At 71.5% G+C, this 21,854-nt stretch carries 16 protein-coding genes and 1 rRNA gene; 5 read left to right on the plus strand and 12 right to left on the minus strand.

The genetic code is table 11. From position 1 onward, the window contains the following. From ACZ61C_RS04435 to ACZ61C_RS04450, 4 genes are all read right to left on the minus strand, one after another. Positions 1-74: ribosomal RNA gene (locus ACZ61C_RS04435) — 16S ribosomal RNA — on the minus strand; the annotation flags it as partial. A gap of 423 nt (positions 75-497) precedes the next feature. Beyond that, positions 498-2,063, minus strand: coding sequence for an amidase (locus ACZ61C_RS04440; RefSeq protein WP_465302802.1), 1,566 nt, complete (start codon positions 2,061-2,063; stop codon positions 498-500). Beyond that, on the minus strand, positions 2,063-3,406 hold the full coding sequence (gene glnA / locus ACZ61C_RS04445) for a type I glutamate--ammonia ligase (RefSeq protein ID WP_465302804.1): 1,344 nt from the start codon (positions 3,404-3,406) through the stop codon (positions 2,063-2,065). Before glnA ends, ACZ61C_RS04440 begins: the two co-directional genes overlap by 1 nt. 61 nt (positions 3,407-3,467) lie before the next feature. Then, a complete protein-coding gene (locus ACZ61C_RS04450; protein WP_465302806.1) occupies positions 3,468-4,748 on the minus strand; it encodes an MFS transporter in 1,281 nt (426 codons plus the stop codon). Between the two features lie 88 nt (positions 4,749-4,836). Between ACZ61C_RS04450 and ACZ61C_RS04455 the strand changes: the two genes are divergently transcribed. Then, complete coding sequence (locus ACZ61C_RS04455; RefSeq protein WP_465302808.1) at positions 4,837-5,499, plus strand: LppX_LprAFG lipoprotein; 663 nt, start codon at positions 4,837-4,839, stop codon at positions 5,497-5,499. Here ACZ61C_RS04455 and ACZ61C_RS04460 read toward each other — a convergent pair. Both ACZ61C_RS04460 and ACZ61C_RS04465 read right to left on the minus strand, forming a co-directional pair. Continuing rightward, positions 5,496-6,962 (minus strand): alpha/beta hydrolase, encoded by a 1,467-nt coding sequence (locus ACZ61C_RS04460; RefSeq protein ID WP_465302810.1) that lies wholly within the window; start codon positions 6,960-6,962, stop codon positions 5,496-5,498. The genes ACZ61C_RS04455 and ACZ61C_RS04460 overlap by 4 nt on opposite strands. Beyond that, a complete protein-coding gene (locus ACZ61C_RS04465; protein WP_465302812.1) occupies positions 6,947-8,509 on the minus strand; it encodes an alpha/beta hydrolase in 1,563 nt (520 codons plus the stop codon). Before ACZ61C_RS04465 ends, ACZ61C_RS04460 begins: the two co-directional genes overlap by 16 nt. A gap of 155 nt (positions 8,510-8,664) precedes the next feature. On the opposite strand from ACZ61C_RS04465, the gene secA2 reads away from it, so the two are divergent. Together secA2 and ACZ61C_RS04475 are read left to right on the plus strand one after the other, a co-directional pair. Next, on the plus strand, positions 8,665-11,004 hold the full coding sequence (gene secA2, locus ACZ61C_RS04470) for an accessory Sec system translocase SecA2 (RefSeq protein ID WP_465302814.1): 2,340 nt from the start codon (positions 8,665-8,667) through the stop codon (positions 11,002-11,004). A gap of 210 nt (positions 11,005-11,214) precedes the next feature. Continuing rightward, complete coding sequence (locus ACZ61C_RS04475) at positions 11,215-12,936, plus strand: NAD+ synthase (protein ID WP_465302816.1); 1,722 nt, start codon at positions 11,215-11,217, stop codon at positions 12,934-12,936. Here the strand turns inward: ACZ61C_RS04475 and ACZ61C_RS04480 are convergent. Together ACZ61C_RS04480 and ACZ61C_RS04485 are read right to left on the minus strand one after the other, a co-directional pair. After that, complete coding sequence (locus ACZ61C_RS04480) at positions 12,933-13,547, minus strand: VOC family protein (protein WP_465302818.1); 615 nt, start codon at positions 13,545-13,547, stop codon at positions 12,933-12,935. The genes ACZ61C_RS04475 and ACZ61C_RS04480 overlap by 4 nt on opposite strands. A 7-nt stretch (positions 13,548-13,554) precedes the next feature. Beyond that, positions 13,555-14,898 carry a S8 family peptidase gene (locus ACZ61C_RS04485; RefSeq protein ID WP_465302820.1) on the minus strand — a complete coding sequence of 448 codons (1,344 nt, stop codon included), beginning with the start codon at positions 14,896-14,898 and terminating at the stop codon, positions 13,555-13,557. A 92-nt stretch (positions 14,899-14,990) separates the two neighbouring features. Between ACZ61C_RS04485 and ACZ61C_RS04490 the strand changes: the two genes are divergently transcribed. Beyond that, complete coding sequence (locus tag ACZ61C_RS04490; protein WP_465302822.1) at positions 14,991-15,524, plus strand: methylated-DNA--[protein]-cysteine S-methyltransferase; 534 nt, start codon at positions 14,991-14,993, stop codon at positions 15,522-15,524. 69 nt (positions 15,525-15,593) lie between these two features. Here the strand turns inward: ACZ61C_RS04490 and ACZ61C_RS04495 are convergent, their stop codons facing one another. Continuing rightward, positions 15,594-16,184 carry a DinB family protein gene (locus tag ACZ61C_RS04495; RefSeq protein ID WP_465302824.1) on the minus strand — a complete coding sequence of 197 codons (591 nt, stop codon included), beginning with the start codon at positions 16,182-16,184 and terminating at the stop codon, positions 15,594-15,596. Beyond that, positions 16,147-17,373: an MFS transporter gene (locus ACZ61C_RS04500; protein ID WP_465302826.1), complete on the minus strand. Its 1,227-nt coding sequence runs from the start codon at positions 17,371-17,373 to the stop codon at positions 16,147-16,149. Before ACZ61C_RS04500 ends, ACZ61C_RS04495 begins: the two co-directional genes overlap by 38 nt. A gap of 73 nt (positions 17,374-17,446) precedes the next feature. Between ACZ61C_RS04500 and ACZ61C_RS04505 the strand changes: the two genes are divergently transcribed. Then, positions 17,447-17,893, plus strand: a complete 447-nt coding sequence (locus ACZ61C_RS04505; RefSeq protein ID WP_465302828.1) for a MarR family winged helix-turn-helix transcriptional regulator — start codon at positions 17,447-17,449, stop codon at positions 17,891-17,893. Here ACZ61C_RS04505 and ACZ61C_RS04510 read toward each other — a convergent pair. Beyond that, on the minus strand, positions 17,856-18,428 hold the full coding sequence (locus ACZ61C_RS04510; protein ID WP_465302830.1) for a hypothetical protein: 573 nt from the start codon (positions 18,426-18,428) through the stop codon (positions 17,856-17,858). The genes ACZ61C_RS04505 and ACZ61C_RS04510 overlap by 38 nt on opposite strands. Before the next feature lie 64 nt (positions 18,429-18,492). After that, the gene (gene lysX, locus ACZ61C_RS04515) at positions 18,493-21,816 is read right to left on the minus strand and encodes a bifunctional lysylphosphatidylglycerol synthetase/lysine--tRNA ligase LysX (protein ID WP_465302832.1); all 3,324 of its coding nucleotides are present in this window, start codon (positions 21,814-21,816) and stop codon (positions 18,493-18,495) included. Between the last annotated feature and the right edge of the window lie 38 nt (positions 21,817-21,854).

The raw sequence follows: 21,854 nt of genomic DNA on the forward strand, positions 1-21,854 counted from the left end.
GTTCAGCGTTCGACTTGCATGTGTTAAGCACGCCGCCAGCGTTCGTCCTGAGCCAGGATCAAACTCTCCAACAATGAACAGTTTAATCGAGGCAAATTTTCTTGCTCTCAAAGGAACCTCATACGAGGTTCAATACATAAGCTCTACTGGCTTAGTTCACTAGCACACTGTTGAGTTCTCAAGCAACACACTCTGGAATCACCGCCTTATCGGCGGTTATATCCTCGGCAGTTGTTCCAAGCGATATTCAAAGCTTTTGGTCGAGCATGCCTCATCCTACGGTGTTGGTCGTAGGGATTCGGCGGCCGCTCGTGGGCCGACGCTGAACATTACCCGGTCCGATCCGCGGTGTCAACCCGCTCGGCCCGGCCGGATCTTCGGGGCTTGCGGCCCCGGGGCGACCCGGTGTTCCTGGCGACGAAGAGAAGATTACATGCCCTGAAACCGGTCCCGAACAGGGGGGTCACTTAACGCCAATGCCGCAGGTCAGAGCGTGTTCATCGACCCGCGGCCGGCACCGTCGCCAGGTACCTCGGCGGGACCCGCGCCGGAACTGCTCGCGAGAAGTCCGCGGCGAGCGCCAGCATCCGGGCGTCCGACCACCGGGCGCCCATGAACGAAATGCCGACCGGGAGCGGTCCGGCGAACCCCGCGGGCACGGTGACGTCCGGATAACCCGCGACCGCGGCCGGGGTCGACGACGGGATCACGTCGTTGTCGCCCACCGCGCAGTCGGTCTTCCACGCCGGTGGGTTCGTCGGCGACACGATCGCGTCGAGGCGGTACTTCGCCAGCGTCTCGTCGAGGGACCGGCGGGCCAGGTCCGACAGCTCCGCGCGGCCGGCGAGGTATCCCGGGTCGATCGGCGGCGGCGCGGCCAGCGCCTGCTCGAACAGCTCCTGGCCGGCGAAGCACGTCCGCTCCAGCGGGTCGGCCCGGTTGTAGGCGATGAGCTCGGCCAGGTTCCGCGGGCCGCGGGGACGCGTCGCGAGGTAGGCGTCGATGTCGCGGTGGAACTCCGTGAGCAGCGCCGGGAACTCCAGCTCGCCGAGTCGCGCCTGGTACGGCGGAGTCACCTCGACGACCGTCGCACCGGCCTTGACCAGGGCGTTCCGCGCGGACGTCATGATCGCGTCCGTCTGCGGGCCGAGCACCGGCAGCCGCCACAGCCCGATCCGCGCGCCGCGCAGGACGCCCGGCCGGAGCAGCTTCGCGTAGTCCGTCGGCTGGGTGCGCGGGTACTGCAGGGTCGCCGGGTCCGCGGGATCCCTCCCCTGCAAGACCGACAGCGTCAGCGCGACGTCTACGACGTTGCGGGCGATCGGGCCCGCCGTGTCCTGCTCGGCCGAGATCGGCACCACGCCGGTGCGGCTGACCAGGCCGAGGCTCGGTTTGTGCCCGACCGTGGCCGTCATCCCCGCGGGGCAGACGATCGAGCCGTCGGTCTCGGAGCCGATCGCGACCTGCGCCAGCGACGCGGCGACGCCGGCCGCGGACCCGGCGGACGACCCGCACGGGTTGCGGTCCAGCACGTACGGGTTGTTCGTCTGGCCACCGACGCCCGACCAGCCGGACGTCGGCTTCGCGGCACGGAAGTTCGCCCACTCCGACAGGTTCGCCTTGCCGAGGATCACCGCGCCGGCGTCACGCAACCGGGTGATCAACGTGGCGTCTTTCGCCGGATAGCTGCGCAGGGCCCGCGATCCCGCGGTCGTCCACTGGTCGCGCGTGTCGACGTTGTCCTTGACCAGCACCGGGATGCCGTCGAGCGGGCCGCGCAGGTGGTGCGTCCGACGTCGGGCATCACTCGCGGCGGCCTGGCTCAAGGCCGCGGGGTTCAGCGCAAGGACGGCGTTGACCTTGCCGTCGATGCGGTGGATCCGGTCGAGGTACGTGCCGGTCAGGCCCACTGCGGTGAGCCGGCCGGACGCCATCCGCGCCTGCAGCGACGGGATGTCGGCCGCGTCGAGGTCGAACTTCGACGACGCGGACGCGACCGGCGCCGTCGGGACGAGCACGAGTGCGGCGGCCAGGATCGCGAGGAGCACCGGCCGCCGCCTCATCAGAGCACCGGCAACAGGGTGCGGAGCTCGTACGGGGTGACCGCGCTGCGGTAGTTGTCCCATTCCACCCGCTTGTTCCGGAGGAAGAAGTCGTAGACGTGCTCGCCGAGGGCTTCCGGCAGCAGCTCGGACTTCTCCATCTCGGCCAGCGCCTCCCCCAGGTTCTGCGGCAACTGCGCGTAACCGGCGGCGCGCCGCTCGGAGTCGCTCAGCTGCCAGATGTTGTCCTCGGCGGGTGGCGGCAGCTCGTAGCCCTTCTCGATCCCCTTGAGCCCGGCGGCGAGGATGACCGAGTACGCGAGATACGGGTTGCACGCCGAGTCCAGCGTACGGATCTCCACCCGTCGGGATGACGCCTTTCCGGGTGAATACATCGGGACGCGGACGAGCGCGGACCGGTTCGCGCGGCCCCACGAAACCGTCGTCGGCGCCTCGCTTCCGCTGATCAGGCGCTTGTAGGAGTTCACCCACTGGTTGGTGACCGCGGAGATCTCCTTGGCGTGGTGCAGCAGGCCGGCGACGAACGCCTTGCCGGTTTCCGACAGCTCGTGCGGGTCCTCGGCGTCGTAGAAGGCGTTGCGATCACCCTCGAAGAGGCTGATGTGGGTGTGCATCCCGGAGCCGGGCTGGTTCGTGAACGGCTTCGGCATGAACGTCGCGCGGACCCCCTGGGTCAGCGCGACCTCCTTGACGACGTAACGGAACGTCATCACATTGTCGGCCATCGTCAGCGCGTCGGCGTAGCGGAGGTCGATCTCCTGCTGGCCCGGCGCACCCTCGTGGTGGCTGAACTCGACCGAGATGCCCATCGCCTCGAGCGTCTCGATCGCGTGCCGGCGGAAGTGCGTCGCCGTGGCGTGGCTGGCCTGGTCGAAGTAGCCGCCGTTGTCCGCGGGCTCCGGCTCGCTGCCGTCCTCGGGCAGGGTCGCGAGGAGGAAGAACTCGATCTCCGGGTGCACGTAGCAGGTGAAACCCGCTTCGGCCGCCTTCGACAGCTGGCGCCGCAGGACGTGCCGCGGGTCCGCCCAGGAAGGCGAGCCGTCCGGCATCGCGATGTCGCAGAACATGCGGGCCGAGTACGGGCTGCCGTCGGGGGTCTCCCAGGGCAGGACCTGGAACGTGGCCGGGTCCGGCTTGGCCACCATGTCGGATTCGTAGACCCGCGCGAACCCTTCGATGGCCGAGCCGTCGAAGCCGATCCCCTCGGTGAAAGCGCCTTCGAGCTCGGCCGGGGCGACCGCGACGGACTTGAGGAACCCCAGCACATCGGTGAACCAGAGACGAACGAAACGGATGTCGCGCTCCTCGAGCGTGCGGAGCACGAATTCCTGCTGGCGATCCATGGCCGCACCCTAACGACAGCGTGTTAACGGGATGTTTCACGACGCGCCGAGGGTGACCAAGTCACGCCGTGAGCACCGAAACGGGCTTCTTCGCGCGCTTGATCGCCAGCGACGCCACCGAGGCGAGCACCGCCAGGACCGCCGCCGAATACCAGGCCAGGTTGTAGTTCCCCAGCTGGTCGCGGACCAGGCCCGCGGCCGATGCCGCGAACGCCGCACCGAGCTGGTGGCAGGCGAAGACCCAGCCGAACACGATCGGGCCCGCGTCGCCGAACGCCCGGACACAGAGGGCGACCGTCGGCGGGACCGTGGCCACCCAGTCGAGGCCGTAGAACAGGATGAACGCCCACATGCTCGGCTGCACCGAGTTCGTGAACAGCTGCGGCAGCAACGCCAGCGAGAGGCCGCGCAGGGCGTAGTACACCCCGAGCAGGATGCGCGGGTCGACGCGGTCGGTGAGCCAGCCGGAGAAGATCGTGCCGACCACGTCGAAGACGCCGACCAGGGCGAGCAGGCCCGCCGCCGTCGTCTGGGGCATGCCGTGGTCGTGCGCGGCCGGGACGAAGTGGGTGCCGACCAGGCCGTTCGTCGTCGCGCCGCAGATGGCGAAGCCGACCGCGAGCAGCCAGAACGTGCGGGTGCGAGCCGCCTGACCCAGCACCGAGAGCGCGCGCCGGGCCGAGCCGGTCTTCGACGCCGGGCGCTCGACCACCGTGTCGGCGGGCGCGCCGTAGGCCGTCGTGCCGACGTCGGCGGGGTGGTCGCGGATCACCAGCAGGACCACCGGGACGACCGCGAGCGCGGCGATCGCGATCACCAGCGACGCCGTCCGCCAGCCCGAACCGACCGCGAGGTTCGCGATCAGCGGCAGGAAGATCAGCTGGCCGGTGGCGCCCGCCGCGGTCAGCACGCCGGTCACCACCCCGCGGCTGCGGACGAACCACCGGGCCGCCACGGTCGCGGCGAAGCTCATCGCCATCGAGCCGGTGCCCGCGCCGATCAGCACCCCCCAGCACAGCACCAGCTGCCAGCTCGCGGTCATGAACACCGTGCCGGCCGCACCGAGGGCGATGACGAACAACGCCGTCGCCGAAACGCGGCGGATGCCGAAGCGCTCCATCAACGCGGCCGCGAAGGGCGCGAAGAGGCCGTAAAGCACGAGGTTGACCGAGACGGCCGAGCTGATCGTGGCCGTCGACCAGCCGAACTCCTGGTGCAGCGGGTCGATGAGGACACCGGGGGCGGACCGGAAGCCGGCGGAGGCGAGCAGCGCGACGAACGCGGCGCCGGCGATCAGCCAGGCGCGGTGCAGCTTCGGGGCAGGACGGGTCTCAACAGTCACAAGAGGCAGTTTCGCCGCGCGCGCGTGGCAGGGAAAGTGGCCTGAAGGACATCGTCCGCAAGGATCAGGCCACGACTAGGCTCGGGGGATGTCGCGCTTCGCCCTCCTGCTCGTGCTCCTGCTGACGGCCGGCTGCACCGGATCGCCGGACACGCGGGGGCCGTTCCCGGCGGGTGCCGAACTGGTCCGCGACGCGGCGACGTCGTTCGCTTCGGTGCGGAGCGTGCACTTCGCGGCCGGGGTCAACGGTGTGCTGCCGGGCTTCCCGCTTCGGCAGATCGAAGGCGACGCGACCCTCGACGCCGGCGAGGCCGCGACCGGCACGGCCGACGTCCAGGAGGGCGACGGGCACACCAAGTTCCGCTTCACCGTCCGGGACGGCGAAGTCACCACCGACCCTGACATCGCGCGCGGCCGGATCCCGGCGATGTACGACGTCGGCAGGTTCCTCGGCCCGGATGCCGGGCTGAAACGCCTGCTCGACGGCGTCACCGACACGAAGACCGAGGGCCGGGAGAACGTCGACGGCGCCGCCGCGCTGCGGGTCGGCGGCCGGGTGCCCGCGGCCGTCGCGCACGGCGTGCTGCCGCAGATCCACGACGACGTCATCGTCAAGGTGTGGGTCTCGGCCGAGGGGCCACGGCGGTTCGCTCGGCTGTGGGTGCAGGTCCCGCCGGCCGGCGACCACCTCAGCCCGGTGATGTTCGAACTGTCCCTGACCAGGCAGAACGACACCGTCGACCTCGGTTAGCAGCGGGTGTCGGCGACGGTTCCGTCGATCAGGTACGCGATGCCCGCGCGGTCGACGCACGGGTTGCCGTCGAGGAAGACCGTGTGCTGGACCCCCTCGTAGGTGAGCAAGGCACTGCCGAGGTCCTTCGCGAGGTCGACGCCCTGCTGGTACGGCGTCGCCGGGTCGTGCGTCGTCGAGACGACCAGGGTCTTCGGCAGCCCGCCGACCCGCGGGACGTGCTCGGCCGACGTCGGCGGGACCGGCCAGGTCGAGCAGATGTCCAGCTCGCTCGTGTCGGGCGTGCCGCCGGCGAGGAAAGGCGCGCCGGACAGCATCTTCTCGTGCGCGCGGTCGATCGTGGCCCGGTCGGTGACACGGGTGTGGTCGACGCAGCGGACGGCGAAGTACGCGTCGATCGCGCCGCTGTACTGGCCGTCGCGATCACGCTGGTAGTAGTCGTCCGCGAAGGCCAGCAGCGTGCGGCCGTTGCCCTGGGCCACCTGCTCGAGCGCAGCCTTCAGGGCGGGCCAGTCGCCGCGTGAGTAGAGCCCGGCGAACGTGCCCGTGATCGCGTCCTCGAACGACAGCTTCCGCGTCCCGGCCGGGAGCGGCTTCGTGATCAGCGGACGCGCCAGCCGCTGGAGCCCCTCGGTGCCGCCGGTCAGCGGGCACGAGCACCACTTGGTGAACTCGTTCAGCGCGTCCTGGAAGCCCGCGGCCTGCGTGACCAGCGAATCCACCAGGCCCTGGGCCGGGTCGATCGCGCCGTCTAACAGCAGCGCGCGGACGTTGCGCGGATACGCCTCGGCGTAGGCCGCGCCGATCTGCGTCCCGTACGAATAGCCGAGGTAGGTCAGCTTCTCGTCGCCGAGCGCGGCACGAAGGACGTCTAGGTCGCGTACGACGTCTCGCGTGCCGACGTTCGCGAGGAACTCCTTGCCGTACTTCGTCGCTTCGACGCACTTCGCGCCGTACGCGGTCGTCTCGGCGAGCTGCTTTTTCACCCCTTCGGGCGACATATCGCTTTCGACGTCGGACGCGCGGTCCGCGTCCTGCTCGGCGCCCGTGCGGCAGGTGATCCGCGGCTCGCTCGTGCCGACGCCGCGCGGGTCGAAGCCGACCAGGTCGAAGCGTTCCAGCAGGGGCGCGGCGGCGGGTGACTTCGCGAGTGACGCGGCCGTCGCCGTCCCCCAGCCGCCGGGCCCACCCGGGTTGACGACCAGTGAGCCGATGCGCTGCTTCGTGGCCTTGTGCCGCCGGAGCCCGACCGTGACGGTCTTGCCGTCCGGCGCCGCGTAGTCCAGCGGAACGGTCAGGCGCGCGCAGTCCAAAGCCTCGCCGCAGGGACTCCACTCGAGCTTCTGCGAGGTGAACTTCCCCAGGTCAGGAGGGCGCGTCGACGGCGACGGCACGGGCGCCGGAGCACTCGTGCACGCCGCCAGCAGCACCGCCAGCGCGGCGACGCCTACTGCCCGGCGCACCGCGTCCCCTCCGGCGGCGCCGTGCCGTCGACGAGGTAGTCCGTGCCCGCCTGGTCCACGCACTTCACGCCCTGCAGGAACACCGTGTGCTGCGTGCCCTCGAAGGTGAGCAGCGCGCCCTTCAGGCCCTTCGCGAGGTTGACACCGGCCTGGTACGGCGTCGCCGGGTCGTTGGTCGTCGAGATGACCAGCGTCTTCGCCAGGCCTTCGACGTTCGGCACGTGCGGCTGCGAGGTGTTCGGCACCGGCCAGAACGCGCACGCGTCGCGCGCCGCCGAAGCCGGGCGGCCGTCGTCGAGGAACGGCGCCACCTTCACGTACTCCTCCTGCGCCTTGAGGATGACGGCCGGGTCGGTGACGCGCGGGTCGTCGACGCAGCGGATCGCGGTGAAGGCGTCCTGGGTGGTGCCGTACTTGCCGGTGGAGTCACGCTCGTTGTAGATGTCGGCGAGCTTCTCCAGCGTTGCGCCGCGCTGCTGCTTCAGCTCGTTGAGGCCCGAGTTCAGCGGCTCCCAGAGACTCTGCTGGTAGAGCGCCTGGATGACGCCGGTGGTCGCGTCCTCGTAGGAGAGCTTGCGGCCGTCGCCGACCGGGACCGGGAAGTCGATCAGCGGCCGGACGAGCTCCTGGAACGCCTTGACCGCGGCGCCGGCGTCCTGGCCGAGCGCGCAGTCCTGCTGACCGGCGCACCACTTGGCGAACTGCGTGAACGCCGTCCCGAAGCCCTGGCCCTGGGCGACGAGCGACTCGACCGCGTCCTGCTCCGGGTCGACCGCGCCGTCGAGGATCATCGCGCGCACGTTCTTCGGGAACGCCTCGGCGTAGGTCGAGCCGATCCGGGTGCCGTAGGAGTACCCGAGGTAGGTCAGCTTTTCGTCGCCGAGGACCGAGCGCAGGACGTCCAGGTCCTTCGCGACGTCCCGGGTGCCGAGGTTGGCCAGCATGCCGGTGCCGTCGTCGGTGCGCTGGGCGCACTTCGCGGCGAAGTCCTTCTCCTGCGCTTCCTGCTTGAGCACACCCTGGGGCGAGCCGTCGGTCTCGCTGTCGTCGGCGCGGTCGGTGTCCCGCTCGGCGTCGGTCAGGCAGTGGATGGCCGGCTGGCTCGCGCCGATCCCCCGCGGGTCGAACCCGACGAGGTCGAAGCGCTTGGCCAGGCCGGTGCTCGTGGCCGGCTTGACCAGCCCGGCGGCCGCGACCATGCCCGACGCGCCCGGGCCGCCCGGGTTGACGACCAGGGACCCGATCCGGGAACCCTCGTCGGACGCCTTGTGCCGGAGCAAGCCCAGCGTGACGGTGTCGCCGGCCGGCTTGGCGTAGTCCAGCGGCACGGTCAGCCGGGCGCACTGGAGGTCTTTCGCCTGGAACGCCGACCGCGCGTCTTCCGACGTCGCGTAAGGTGCGCACTCGGCCCAGGTCAGGCTCTGGCCGTAGAACCGTTCCAGCCCGGCGGGCACCGGCCCGGACGGCTGGTGCGATTCGGTCGTCGGCGCGGGCGGCGTGGTGTCGCCGGTGGACGTGCACGCGGTCAGCGAGGCCGCTAGCAGCACGGATGTCGCAATTGCGGTGATCGGGCGACTACCGGACCTGGCGCTGGGATGAGGGAACACGGTTGGATCGTCCCATCCGGCCGCGGAACTCGAACGCACCACCGCCACGTTGGGTGGGGCAGGCCGGTCGAGCGAGAGAGAACGGGAGACCAGGGGTGGCAGCACTGATCAGCCGGGTGGGCAAGCGGCTCCGCCGGATCATCCAGCGGCCGGGCAGCGTCGAGCTGACCCGCTACGAAGCACTGCTGCCCGCAGTCGAGAAGCTCGAACCCGAGCTCGAGAAGCTCTCCGACGAGGAGCTGACCGAGCGGGCGGGCAAGCTCCGCGAGACGCTGAAGGACACCGCCTTCGGCGACAACCAGCTGATCGAGGTGTGCGCGCTGGGCCGCGAGGCCGCACGGCGCGCACTCGGCGAGCGCGCGTTCGACGTGCAGGTGCTGGGCACGATGGGCCTGCTGACCAAGCACGTCGTGCAGATGGAGACCGGTGAGGGCAAGACGCTCGCGGGCGCGCTGGCGGCGGCCGGGTACGCGATCCGCGGAAAGCGCGTTCACGTCGTCACCGTCAACGACTACCTGGCCCGGCGCGACGCGGAGTGGATGGGCCCGGTCTACGCCCTCCTCGGCGTGTCGGTCGGCTGGGTCGAGCCGGCGCACTCGCGCGAAGAGCGCAAGGTCGCCTACGCCAACGACGTCACGTACGGCGCCGTCGCCGAGATCGGCTTCGACGTCCTGCGCGACCGGCTCGTGACGGCGGTCGACGACCTCGTCCAGCCGGACCCGGAGGTCGCGATCGTCGACGAGGCGGACTCGGTGCTGGTCGACGAGGCCCGCGTCCCGCTGGTGATGGCCGGTTCGATCGACCACACCGACGCCGACGAAGAGGTCGCGAAGGTCGTCCGGCGGCTGCGGCTCAACCTGCACTACGAAACCGACAGCGAGGGCCGCAACGCCTGGCTGACCGACGCCGGCGCGTCCGTCGTCGCGAAGTCGCTCGGCCTGGAGGTCGACGACCTCTACGGCGAGACGGCTTCGGACCGGCTGCCCGCGGTGAACGTCGCCCTGCACGCGCACGCGCTGCTCACCCGCGACGTCGACTACCTGGTCCGCGACGGCAAGGTGCAGCTCATCAACGCCGCCCGCGGCCGTGTCGCCGAGCTGCAGCGCTGGCCGGACGGCCTGCAGGCGGCCGTCGAGGCGAAGGAGCAGGTCACCGCGACCGACCGCGGCGAGATCCTGGACTCGATCACCGTCCAGGCGCTGCTCGCGCGCTACCCCGAGGTGGCCGGTATGACCGGTACCGCGGTCGCCGTCGCCGAGCAGCTGCGCGAGTTCTACGAGCTCGAGGTCGCGGTCATCCCGCCGAACACCCCGAACGTCCGCGAAGACCTCGAGGACCGCGTCTTCGCGTCGCCGTCGCAGAAGCTGCGGGCGATCGAAGAGGAGATCCGCACGGTCCACGAGACCGGACGGCCGATCCTCGTCGGCACGCAGGACGTCGCCGAGTCCGAAGAGCTGGCCGAGAAGCTGGCGAAGGTCGACCTCGAGTGCGTCGTGCTCAACGCGCGCAACGACGCCCAAGAGGCCGCGATCATCGCCGAGGCCGGCAAGAAGGGCGCGGTCACCGTGTCCACGCAGATGGCCGGCCGCGGCACGGACATCCGGCTGGGCGGCACCGACGGCGCGACCCGCGACGAGGTCGTCGAGCTGGGCGGGCTGCACGTCATCGGCACCGCGCGGTACCCGTCGAGCCGCCTCGACGGGCAGCTGCGCGGGCGGTCCGGCCGCCAGGGCGACCCGGGCAGCGCGATCTTCTTCGCGAGCCTGAACGACGAGCTCGTGCTGTCGAACGCGCCGGACGTGCCCGAGGGCATCACCGACGACGAAGAGACCGGCGAGATCGTCGACAACGCGGCGTTGCGGCAGCTCAACCACGCCCAGCGCGTCGCCGAGGGTGTCGACCTGGAGATCCACCGCAACACCTGGCGCTACACGCGGCTGATCGAGCGGCAGCGCCGTGACCTGCTGACCCACCGCGACAAGGTGCTTCGCACCGGGTACGCGGCAGAGCAGCTCGAGAAGGCGCACCCGGAGAAGTTCGGCGAGCTGAAGGAGAAGCTCGACGACCAGGAGAAGCTGGAGCAGATGTGCCGCGAGGTGCTGCTGTTCCACGTCGACCAGCTCTGGTCCGACCACCTGGCGTACCTGACCGACGTCCGCGAGAGCATCCACCTGCGCGCGCTGGCGCGGGAGACCCCGCTCGACGAGTTCCACCGCGCGGCGATCCCGGAGTTCCACAAGATCATCGCCGAGGCGGACTCGCGCGCGGCCAAGACGCTCGAAGAGGCCGAGCTGACCGACGAGGGCATCGACCTCGGCGAGGCCGGCGTCCGGCGGGCGAACACGACGTGGACCTACCTGGTGCACGACAACCCGTTCGACTCCGACTTCGAGCAGACCATCAAGAAGGTCCGGAGCATGATCAAGCGCAAGTAGCCTTCGCGCTTCGAACGGCCCCCGTCCGGTTCGCCGGGCGGGGGCCTCTCCGTTGCACCGGCCAGGGCGCCGGCGAAGGCGCACTTTCCCAGGGAAAGCTCCGCTTTTTGGGGTTGGTGGGAGTGGTGGGGCTGAAGTGGACGGCGCCGGGCGTGGCATTTCGCCCACATTCGCTCGGCTGCCCGGGTGGCCGTGGGACAGAATGGCGGCATGCCGCAACTGCGCATCGCGCTCGCCCAGGTCAACCCCACCGTCGGTGACCTCGACGGCAACGCCGACCTGCACGTCGCCTGGACGCGCCGGGCCGCCGAAGCCGGCGCCCACGTCGTCGTCTTCCCCGAGATGTCCCTGACCGGCTACCCCGTCGAGGACCTCTCGCTGCGCAAGACCTTCGCCGCCGCTTCCCGGCAGGGTGTCGAGTCGCTGGCGCGCCGCCTCGACGAGGCCGGCTGCGGGGACGTGCTGACCTACATCGGCTACCTCGACCTCGACGAGACCGGCTCGCGCGACGCGGCCGCGGCGCTCTACCGCGGCGAGGTCGTCGCGCGGCAGTTCAAGCACCACCTGCCCAACTACGGCGTCTTCGACGAGCACCGCTGGTTCAAGCCGGGCACCACGCTCGACGTCGTCCGGCTGCACGGGCTCGACATCGGCATGGTCGTCTGCGAGGACATCTGGCAGGAGGGCGGCCCGATCACCGCGCTCGGGCACGCCGGGGTCGACCTCGTCGTGGCCCCGAACGCGTCGCCGTACGAGCGCTCGAAGGACGAGCAGCGGCTGCCGCTCATCGCGCGCCGCGCCGCCGAAGCGGGCGCGCCGCTGGTCTACACCAACCAGGTCGGCGGCCAGGACGACCTCGTGTTCGACGGCGACTCGCTCGTCGTCGGCGCGGACGGGACGCTGCTGGCGCGGGCGCCGCAGTTCGTCGAGCACCTGCTGGTGCTGGACATGGACCTCCCGAAGAGCGCGTACGCGGGCGACGGTTCGTACGAGGGCTTGCAGGTCACGCGGCGGGTGCTCGGCGAAGAGCCGCTGCCGGCGTACGAGCCGACGGCCGAGCCGGTGATCAGCGAGCCGCTGTCGGACGAGGCCGAGGTGTGGTCGGCGCTGGTCGTCGGGCTGCGGGACTACGTGCACAAGAACGGCTTCTCGTCGGTGACGTTCGGGTTCTCCGGCGGCATCGACTCGGCGGTCTGCGCGTCACTGGCGGCGGACGCGCTGGGCGGCGACAACGTCTACGGCGTCTCGATGCCGTCGAAGTACTCCTCGGGGCACTCCAAGGACGACGCCGAGGACCTCGCCCGCCGGATCGGGGCGCACTACCGCGTCGAGCCGGTCGAGGACATGGTCCGGGTGTACGTCGAGCAGCTGTCGCTGACGGGGCTCGCCGAGGAGAACATCCAGGCGCGGACGCGGGGCATGCTCCTGATGGCACTGTCCAACCTGGACGGTCACCTCGTGCTCGCGACCGGCAACAAGACCGAGCTCGCCGTCGGGTACTCGACGATCTACGGGGACGCGGTCGGCGCGTTCGCCCCGATCAAGGACGTCTTCAAGACGCACGTCTGGCAGCTCGCCCGCTGGCGTAATGACACAGCAGCCCAGCGTGGAGAGACGCCGCCGATCCCGGAGAACTCGATCTCGAAGCCGCCGTCGGCCGAGCTGCGGCCGGGCCAGATGGACTCCGACTCGCTGCCGGACTACGCGCTGCTCGACGACATCCTCGACGACTACGTCGAGGGCGACCGCGGGTACGCGGACCTCGTCTCCGCCGGGTTCGAGCCGGAGACCATCGACCGCGTGGTGCGGATGGTCGACAAGGCCGAGTACAAGCGGCGCCAGTACCCGCCGGGCACGAAGATCACGTTCAAGGCGTTCGGCCGTGACCGGCGGCTCCCGATGACCAACCTGTGGCGCGAGGGCAAGGCCTAGCTCAACGCGATCTGGCGGCCTTCCTTCGACCGGAGGGCCGCCGTCAAGCTCGCCTTTTCGGTGCGGCGGACCAGGAACTCCAGGCCGAGCGCGTCCATCGCCGTTTGGACCGACGCCGGGTCCGGATGGGTGCCGGTGACCATCAGCAGCGGGATCGACGGCAGGCCGCGGGTGGTCGGGTGCGGTGTGGTCCCCCAGTCGATGAGGAACGGGCGGAGCGTGCCCGGGGCGCTCGGCGGGGTCAGCCGCCAGCGCAGGAGCTCGCCATCGGCGGTCTCGCGGGACATCTCCCGCGCGTCACCCGGGTCGAAGCCGTGGGCCTTCGCCTGCTCGATGGTGGCGTCGAGGTCCGTGGTGCGCACCGCCCACGCGACCAGCGCGGGCTCGGTGAGGTCGTCGATGCCGAAGGGGCGCGGGAGCTCGGGCGCCGGTTGCGCCGGGTCCGGGCCGATCACCTCCAGGTACATCCCCGCGCCGAGGTCGGCGAGGTGGTTGGCGGTCCCGAGACCGACGTGGCTGCCGCCCGGCGCGGGCGTGACTCCGGTGAGTTCGGTGACGCGGGCGACGGCCTCGGCGAGGTCCGGTCCGGCGTAGACGAGGTGATCGAGCACGGCGCCATCATCCCGCGCCGACCGCGGTCGCCGCATCGACCATCCCGTGGCCGTAGTAGGTCGTGCCGGTCTTCGTCGCCTGGCACACGGTGTCGGGGCACGGGAGCGGCGACGCCGTCTCGTAGAGCGCGCGCTTGATCCGCTCGGCGCTCCAGCGCGGGTGCTCACTCGCGATCAGCGCGGCGACGCCGCTCGCGTGCGGCGCGGCCATCGACGTCCCGCTCGCGGAGCGGTATTCGCCGTTCGGCCAGGTCGACCAGACGCGCGCGCCGGGCGCCGCGACGCTGATCCGGGACGCGGAGTAGTTGGAGAAGCTCGCCTTCAGCGACTTTTCGTCGAGCGCGCCGGTGCCGACGACGCCGGGCAGCTCGTGCGGCAGGCGGGTGCACGTCGGGTCGATGCGGCGTTCGACCGGGGTGCTGTCGGCCGGGCTCTCGGTGTCGACCGAACGGGTGTCGAGGTTGATCCCGGCGTTGCCGGCGGAGGCGACGACGAGGACGTTGCGACGCTGGGCGTAGGCGACCGCGCGGCCGACGGCGAGCTTGGCCGCGGCCTGGTCCGGCTGGTCGTCGCAGTTGTAGCGCCACGGGATCGAGCGGTAGCTGTTGTTGGTGATCGCGAAGCCGTGTTCGGCCGCCCAGACGAAGCCGCAGACCATGCTTTCGGCCGTCTCGGTGTCGTCGAGCTCGGCGAGCTTCACGGCGGCGATGCGGGTGCCGGGCGCGACGCCGACCACACCGGATCCGTTGCGGGCCGCGGCGATCGTGCCCGCGACGTGCGTGCCGTGGCCGTCGAGCGTCGGCCGCCAGGCGCCGGGACTGCGGTCGGCCCAGCCGGCGAGGCAGGACACGGAGCTCCTCGCGTCGAAGGCCGGTTTCAGGTCCGGGTGGGTGTCGTCGACGCCGACGTCGAGCACGCCGACGACGGTGCGCCGGCTGCCCTCGGTGACCTGGTGCGCTTCGGGCAGGCGCAGCGCTGGGACGTCCCAGGCGGTGCCTTCGGGCGGGACCTGGCCGGAGTTCGGCGAGTTCGGCCCGGTGTAGCGGACGTCCTTGCGGGGCGCGAAGAACTCCTTCGGGATCTTCGCGGTGCGCGTCGCCCCGACGGCGTCGATGCCCGGGGTCTTACGGACCTTCGCGGCGAAGTCGTCCTTCGCCGTGTACGCGACGACGACGCCGATCTGCGGGTAGCTCGCGACGACGGTGCCGCCGGCTCGGTGGACGGTCAGCTCGGCCCACCACGCGTTGTGCGCGACGACGACGTGCGGCATCACGAGCGGGTCGGCCGTCGCTGCCGCGGGGGTTGTGGTGAGACCGAGCAGCACCGCCACCACCAGCATCACGCGTCGCACCTGACGGCCTCCTCGAACTCGGCAAACCACCCAAACCGAACCTAGCGATCCGTCGGGTCCGCGGCACCCCTCTTCAGTCGTAGGCTGATCGCATGACAACGGGGTTCACGGTGTTCGACACGGCGATCGGGCCGTGCGGGCTGGCGTGGCGCGACGACGTCGTGATCGGGACGTCGCTGCCCGACGGAGGCGCCGCCGGGATGCGCGCCCGGCTGGCCGGACGGTTCCCGGACGCCGTCGAAGGCCCGCCGCCGGCGCCGGTCCGGGCGGCTGTCGACGGGATCGTCGCGCTGCTGAACGGCGCGCGGGACGACCTGACGTCGATCCGGCTGGACCTTTCGGGCGTGCCGGAGTTCAACCGCCGCGCGTACGAGATCGCGCGGGCCATTCCGCCCGGCAAGACCCTGACCTACGGCGACATCGCGCACCGGCTGGGTCTGCCCGGGTCGGCGCAGGCCGTCGGGCAGGCCATGGGGAACAACCCGTTCCCGATCGTCGTGCCGTGCCACCGCGTCATGGCGGCCGGTGGCAAGGACGGCGGGTTCTCGGCCCGCGGCGGGGTCGCGACGAAGCGCCGGATGCTCGTGATCGAGGGCGCGCTGGCGGACGAGCCGACCCTGTTCTGACCGGTCCGACCCGGCCCGGCGGGGTGACCGCCGGGCCGGTGCCGGGTCCGGAACGGACGACTCGGGTGGTCAGGCGGGCTGGGTTTCCGGGGTCCAGGGTTTGACCCACGGGGTCTCCGGCCAGCCTTCGGCCGCCGCCATCAGGGGGATCGCCGTGCCGCCGTCGACGTGCTCGCGGATGATGTCCGCGTGGCCCGCGTGGCGCGCGGTCTCCTCGATCAGGTGCAGCAGCACCCAGCGCACCGACCACGCCTCGACGTCCTGCGGGTACCAGGGCACCCCCTTCGGAACCGGGACCGGGCGGCCGAGGTCCTCGATCCGGCCGATGACCTCGGCGGTGCGGGCCGCGACCTCGTCGTAGCGCGCGAGCACGCTCTCCAGCGTCTCCTCGGGACCCAGCCGGTAGCCCGCCTCGTACGCCGCCATGCCTTCGCCGAACGGCTTCTGCGGCAGCTGCAGGATGATGTCGAGCCAGCCGTCCTCGGTCGTCGCGACGTGCTTGACCAGCCCGCCCACCGAGAGCGCGCTCTTCGTCGGCGTGCGTCTCGCCTGATCGTCCGTGAGCCCGTGTGCGGCCAGCTTGAGGACGTAGCGCTGCTGCTCCAAGAAGCGCAGCAGCCCGTCACGCTCGTCGGCCACCGGAGGCACGTTTCCCGCCATCAAGACCATCTCCTTCGAGTCCGTTTCCGGAATCGTGCCACTCGCCACCGACATTTCCGGCGGAAACGGCCAAGAGCAGCCCGGCCGCGAGCGCGAGCGCCCCGCGGGCGCCCGTCCACGCCGCGAGCGGGCCGGCCAGTGCCGTGCCCGCCGGGGTCAGCCCGAACCCGGCCAGGGACTGGTACGCCGAGACCCGCGACAACCGGTCGTGGCGCACGTGCTGCCGCAGCAGCGTCATCAGCCCGACGCCGAACACCTCGACGCCCACCCCGGCCAGTCCCGCCGCGAGGCACACGAGGAAAACCGGGGCGCCGCACGTCATCGCGACCAGGGGCGCGGCCGTGAGCGCGCCCCCGCCGACCGCCCAGCGGCGCGACGGCGTCCAGGTCAGCAGCAGGAGGCCGCCCAGCACCATGCCGGTCGCGTCGCAGGCCATGATCAGCCCCCACGCGGCCGCGTCGGCCGCCACGACCGGGCCGAGCACCAGCTCGTACGCCCCGACGGCCAGCGCGTTGACCGCCGCGAACTGGACGACCATCGGCGCCAGCCAGCGGTGCGACCGGAACTCGGTCCAGCCCTCGCGCAGCTCACGCAACACCCCGGTCCGGGCGCTGAACGTGCCTTCGACCCGGATCGCCAGCCCGAGGAGGACCGCGACGACGAACGTGAGCGCGTCCGCCACCAGCGTCCAACCGGGCCCGGTGGCCGCGACCACGAGCCCGCCGAGGGACGCGCCGCCGATCTGGGCCAGGTTCAGGGCCAGCCGGAACGCGGCGAACGCGCGCGGCCCCTCCTCGCGGCTCAGGTCGCGCAACAGCAGGCCCTGCGCGGCCGGCCTCGCGAACGCCGTCGCGACGCCGGTCAACGCGGCCGCGACCGCGACGTGCGCGAGCCGCGCCTGGCCGGTCAGGACCGCCACCCCGAGCCCCGCCTGGACCACCGCCGACACCACGCTCGTGCCGACCAGCACGCGGTTGCGCGGCCACCGGTCGGCGACCACCCCGCCGACCAGGAAGAATGCCAGCGCCGGCACGAGCCCGCAGACGCCGACCACCCCGACGTCCCCCGCCGAGCCGCCCATCCCGAGCACCGCGAAGACCACCGCGACCTGGGCGCCCGCGGTGCCCAGGACCGAGATCGTCACCGCCGTGGTGTGCAGCACGAACGTCCGGTTCCGCCACAACGACACAGTTCTCCCAAAGTTAGACGCAAAGTAGTTAGTATCAATTTCGTCTATATACTTTGCGGGTAGAGTCGGAGGTGTGTCAACCGAGAACATCCCCACCGGCGCGGAGCTGGCCGACGCGCTGCGGCGCATCACCCACGTCCTGCGCCGGTACGCTGGCGCGCCCTACGCCCGGCGCGGCTGGCCGACGGCCCAGGTCCAGCTGCTGCTGATGGTCGACCTGCTCGGCGACCGGCCGCGGATGGGCGAGGTCAAACGGCGCCTCGGGGTGACCGGCCGCGCGATCACCTCGGCCGTCGACGCGCTGGAGCGGGACGGCCTGCTGCGGCGCGAACCCGACCCGACCGACCGGCGCGCGAGCCTGCTGGCCGTCACCGACGCCGGCCGCGCGCGGCTGACGGAGATCGAGCGGATCCAGCACGGGCACGCCGACGACACGTTCAGCGTGCTCGACCCGGCCGAGCGCAAGACCTTGCTGGAGCTGCTCAGCCGCCTCGAGGCGCATGTCGGGGCGCAGGCTTGATGAAGGCGTACGCCCCGCCCACGCCGTACAGCGCGGCGCGGACCACCTGCTGAACGCGCGTCACCACGCCTTCGGCCGTGTCCAGCTGCCGCGTGAGGACGACAGCGGCCCAGGTGAGCAGCACGACGACGAGCCCGGCGACAGCGAGCGCCCGCCAGCCCGGCGGCCACCACAGGATCAGGCTGACCACGCCGACGGTGAGCACCACGGTCGCCAGCGACGACAGCAGACCGCTCTGCCCAGGATAGGCGACCTGCAGCAGCGCAACGGCGCCGAACGCGCTCACCGAGATCGAGCTGAGCCGCGCCGTCCAGTGGACTGGGCCGAGCCGGTTCAGCGGCGGCCCGGCGAGCACGAACGCGACCCCCGAGACGGCGAGCAGCACGCGGAACACCGGCGGGCCGGTCAGCAGCGCCTCGACCGGGTCACGCACCGGCGAGACGCCCGTCGGGAGGAAGAACTCCAGCAGCCACCCCGAATACGCCAGCACGGCCAGTCCCATGAGGAGGGCCGAGGCGATCCGAGCCGTGCGCACGAGGCACACATTAAGCGACCCCCGGCGTCCTGGCGGTGTGACGCTGACCGGGTCGACTGACTCGTTATGCCTGCGGACGGACGAAGGGGAACAGGACCGTCTGGCGGATCGACGCTCCGGTGAGCATCATGAGCAGCCGGTCGACACCCAGGCCGAGGCCGCCGGTCGGCGGCATCCCGTGCTCGAGGGCCAGCAAAAAGTCCTCGTCCAGCTCCATCGCCTCGACGTCGCCGCTGGCCGCGCGCAGGGACTGCGCCTCCAGCCGCCGCCGCTGCTCGATCGGGTCGGTCAGCTCGGTGTAGGCCGTGCCGACCTCGGAGCCGAACGCGATGAGGTCCCACCGCTCGGCCAGCAGCGGGTCGGTGCGGTGCTGGCGGGTCAGCGGCGAGACGTCCGTCGGGTAGTCCGTGTAGAACGTCGGCAGCACGGTCGAACCCTCGACGAGGTGCTCGTGGGCCTTGAGCACGAGGTCGCCGTGGCTCGGGTCCTCCCCCACCGGCACGCCCGCGGCGACGCACAGCCGGCGCAGCTCGGCCACCGAGGTGCCCGAGTCGATCCGCTCGCCCAGCGCCGCGGAGACGGCTTCGTGGACCGGGACGACCGGCCAGTCGCCGGAGATGTCGTGCTCGACGAGCTTTCCGGCCGCGTCGGGCCGGCGCACGACCTGGGCGCCGTACGCCGCTTCGGCCGCGTGCTGGATGAGCTCGCGGGTCAGGACGCGCATCGAGTCGTAGTCGGCGTAGGCCTGGTACGCCTCGAGCATCGTGAACTCGGGGTTGTGCGTCGCGTCGACCCCTTCGTTGCGGAAGTTGCGGTTGAGCTCGAAGACCCGCTCGACGCCGGCGACGCACAGCCGCTTGAGGTACAGCTCGGGCGCGATCCGCAGGTACATCCGCATGTCGTAGGCGTTGATGTGCGTGACGAACGGGCGGGCGTTGGCGCCGCCGTGCACCGTCTGCAGCATCGGCGTCTCGACCTCGAGGTAGTCGGCGTGGTGCAGCCGGTCGCGCACCGCGCGGACCACCGTGGAACGCAGCCGCAGCATCGCCGTCGAGTCCGGGTTGACGGCGAGGTCGAGGTAGCGCTGCCGCACCCGCGTCTCCGGGTCGATGAGGCCCTTCCGCTTGTCCGGCAAGGGATGCAGGCACTTCGCGGTGACCGTCCACTCGTCGACGAGCACCGAGAGCTCACCGCGCTTCGACGTCACGACCTGGCCGCTGACCCCGACGTGGTCACCGAGGTCGACGCCGGTCCGCCAGCCGGTGAGGTCCAGCTGTCCCGCGTCCAGCATCAGCTGGATCTCGCCGCTGAAGTCCTTGACGCGGGCGAAGCACAGCCCGCCGAGGATGCGCATCGCCAGCACGCGCCCGGCGATGCGGACGCGGTGGCCGGTGGCGGTGTCCGGGGCCGGCGCGCCGAACTTCGCGACGACGTCGCCGATGTGGTCGTCGCGGCGGAACCCGACCGGGTACGGGTCGATCCCGGACTCGCGCAGCTTGGCGAGCTTCGCGATGCGGACGCGGACCTGCTCGGGCCGCCGCGTCTCCCGCGCCGCCGGGGTGGCCGCGGACGCCTCGATCTCCTTGACGCGCGCGACGAACTCGTCGCCGACCGTCTCCAGCCGCAGCGACCGCGACCGTCCGGTCGGGACGAACCCCTCGAGCGCGCCCGCGACGATGCCGACCCGCGGCAGCCGCCGGGCCGAGGAGTAGCAGAGGAACCGCGGCTCCCAGTCCGGCCCGTACTTGGCGTTCGACCGGTACAGCGACTCCAGCTGGAAGAACCGCGAAGCGAGGCTCAGGACCCCGCGCCAGGCCCGCAGCACCGGCCCCGCGCCGATCCGCTCGCCTTCGGAGAAGACCGCGCGGAACATCGCGAAGTTCAGCGAGATCCGCTGCGCGCCGAGGTGCTGCGCGGCCGCGACGACCTCGGCGATCATGTACTCGTTGAGGCCGTTCTCGGCGTCGCGGTCGCGGCGCATGAGGTCGAGCGAAAGGCCTCGCCGGCCCCACGGGACGAACGACAGCAGCCCGCGCAGCTCACCCCGGGCGTCGTAGGCCTCGACCATCACGCTGCGGCCGTCACTCGCGTCGCCGAGGCGGCCCAGCGCCATCGAGAACCCGCGTTCGGTCTCGGCGCCGCGCCAGGCCTGGGCCCGCGCGAGGAGCTCGGTCATCTCCGCATCGGGGATCTCGCCGTGCCGGCGGACCTGCGAGGTGTAGCCGGCGCGCTCGATGCGTTTGACGGCCTGGCGCACGGACCGCCGCTCGGGCCCGGCGAGGCTGAACTCGCGGACGTCGAGCACGGCCTCGTCGCCGATCTCCAGGGCGCGCAGGCCGGCGTCGGTGTAGACCTTCGCGCCGGCCTCGCTGGCGCCGAGCACCCCCGGTGTCCAGCCGTAGGTGCGCGTCTCGTCGAGCCACGCGCGGACGGCGTCCGGCCACGACTCGGGGTCGCCGACCGGGTCCGCGCTCGCCACGCTGGTGCCGCCGAGCACGCGGTACGTCACGGCCGCGCGGCCGTTCGGCGAGAAGACGACGCTCTTGTCGCGCCGGGTCGCGAAGTAGCCGAGCGAGTCGTCCTCGCCGTGCTCGGCGAGCAGTTGACGCACCCGCAGCTCTTCGTCGTCCGTGCGCAGGCGACGGCTGCGCACCCCGCGGAAGAGCATGTAGAGGGCCCCGGCGGCGACGAGCGTCGCGGTGAGGTCGATGAGCGCGTCCAGCCAGCCCGGCCCCTCGCCGACGCCGATCCGGCGCAGCTGCAGGTTCTCACCGGTGGCGTGGTTCACGACCCAGGCGAAGCGCTCCCACGTGTCGCCGAGGTGGCCGGGGAAGGCCTCCGCGAGCCCCCAGCCGACCAGGATGACCACGGCGAACCCGCCGAACAGCATGGTCAGGCCGTCGCGCCAGGCGCTCGGCGCGAGCCGGGCCGGGAAGGCCGGGCGCAACGCGAGCAGGAACACGATCAGCCCGACCGACAGCACGTCGGCGGCGGTGAGGGCCCAGAGCTGGACCGGGATGTGGCGGACCTGCCGCGACCCGAGCGAGAGCAGCTCGGGTGACCACAGCAGCGTCGCCTGCAGGGCGAGGGTGAGCAGCAGCCCGCCGACCTGGAACAGCACCAGCGTGTACAGCGCGGCCTTCTTGCGACGGCGCAGCGCGGCCCCCAGCACGACCAGCAGCAGCACCATGACCAGGCTCGCGCTGGTCGGCACGCTGAGGCTGGAGAACGCCATGTCGATGCCGTTGAGCAGGCGCCCGTGCGCGCCGCCGGCGAACAGCAGGACCACGGAGAACACCGCGGCCAGCTGGACCACGGTCGCGACGACGCCGCCCGCCTTCGCCTTCCAGGGCCGAACGCGCGGACGCGTGCTCGCGAGGTTTCCCATGGGTGGTTTTGTCGCCTTTCGCGGCCGGTCGATGGTCA

This window comes from Amycolatopsis sp. NPDC104587 (assembly GCF_055583645.1).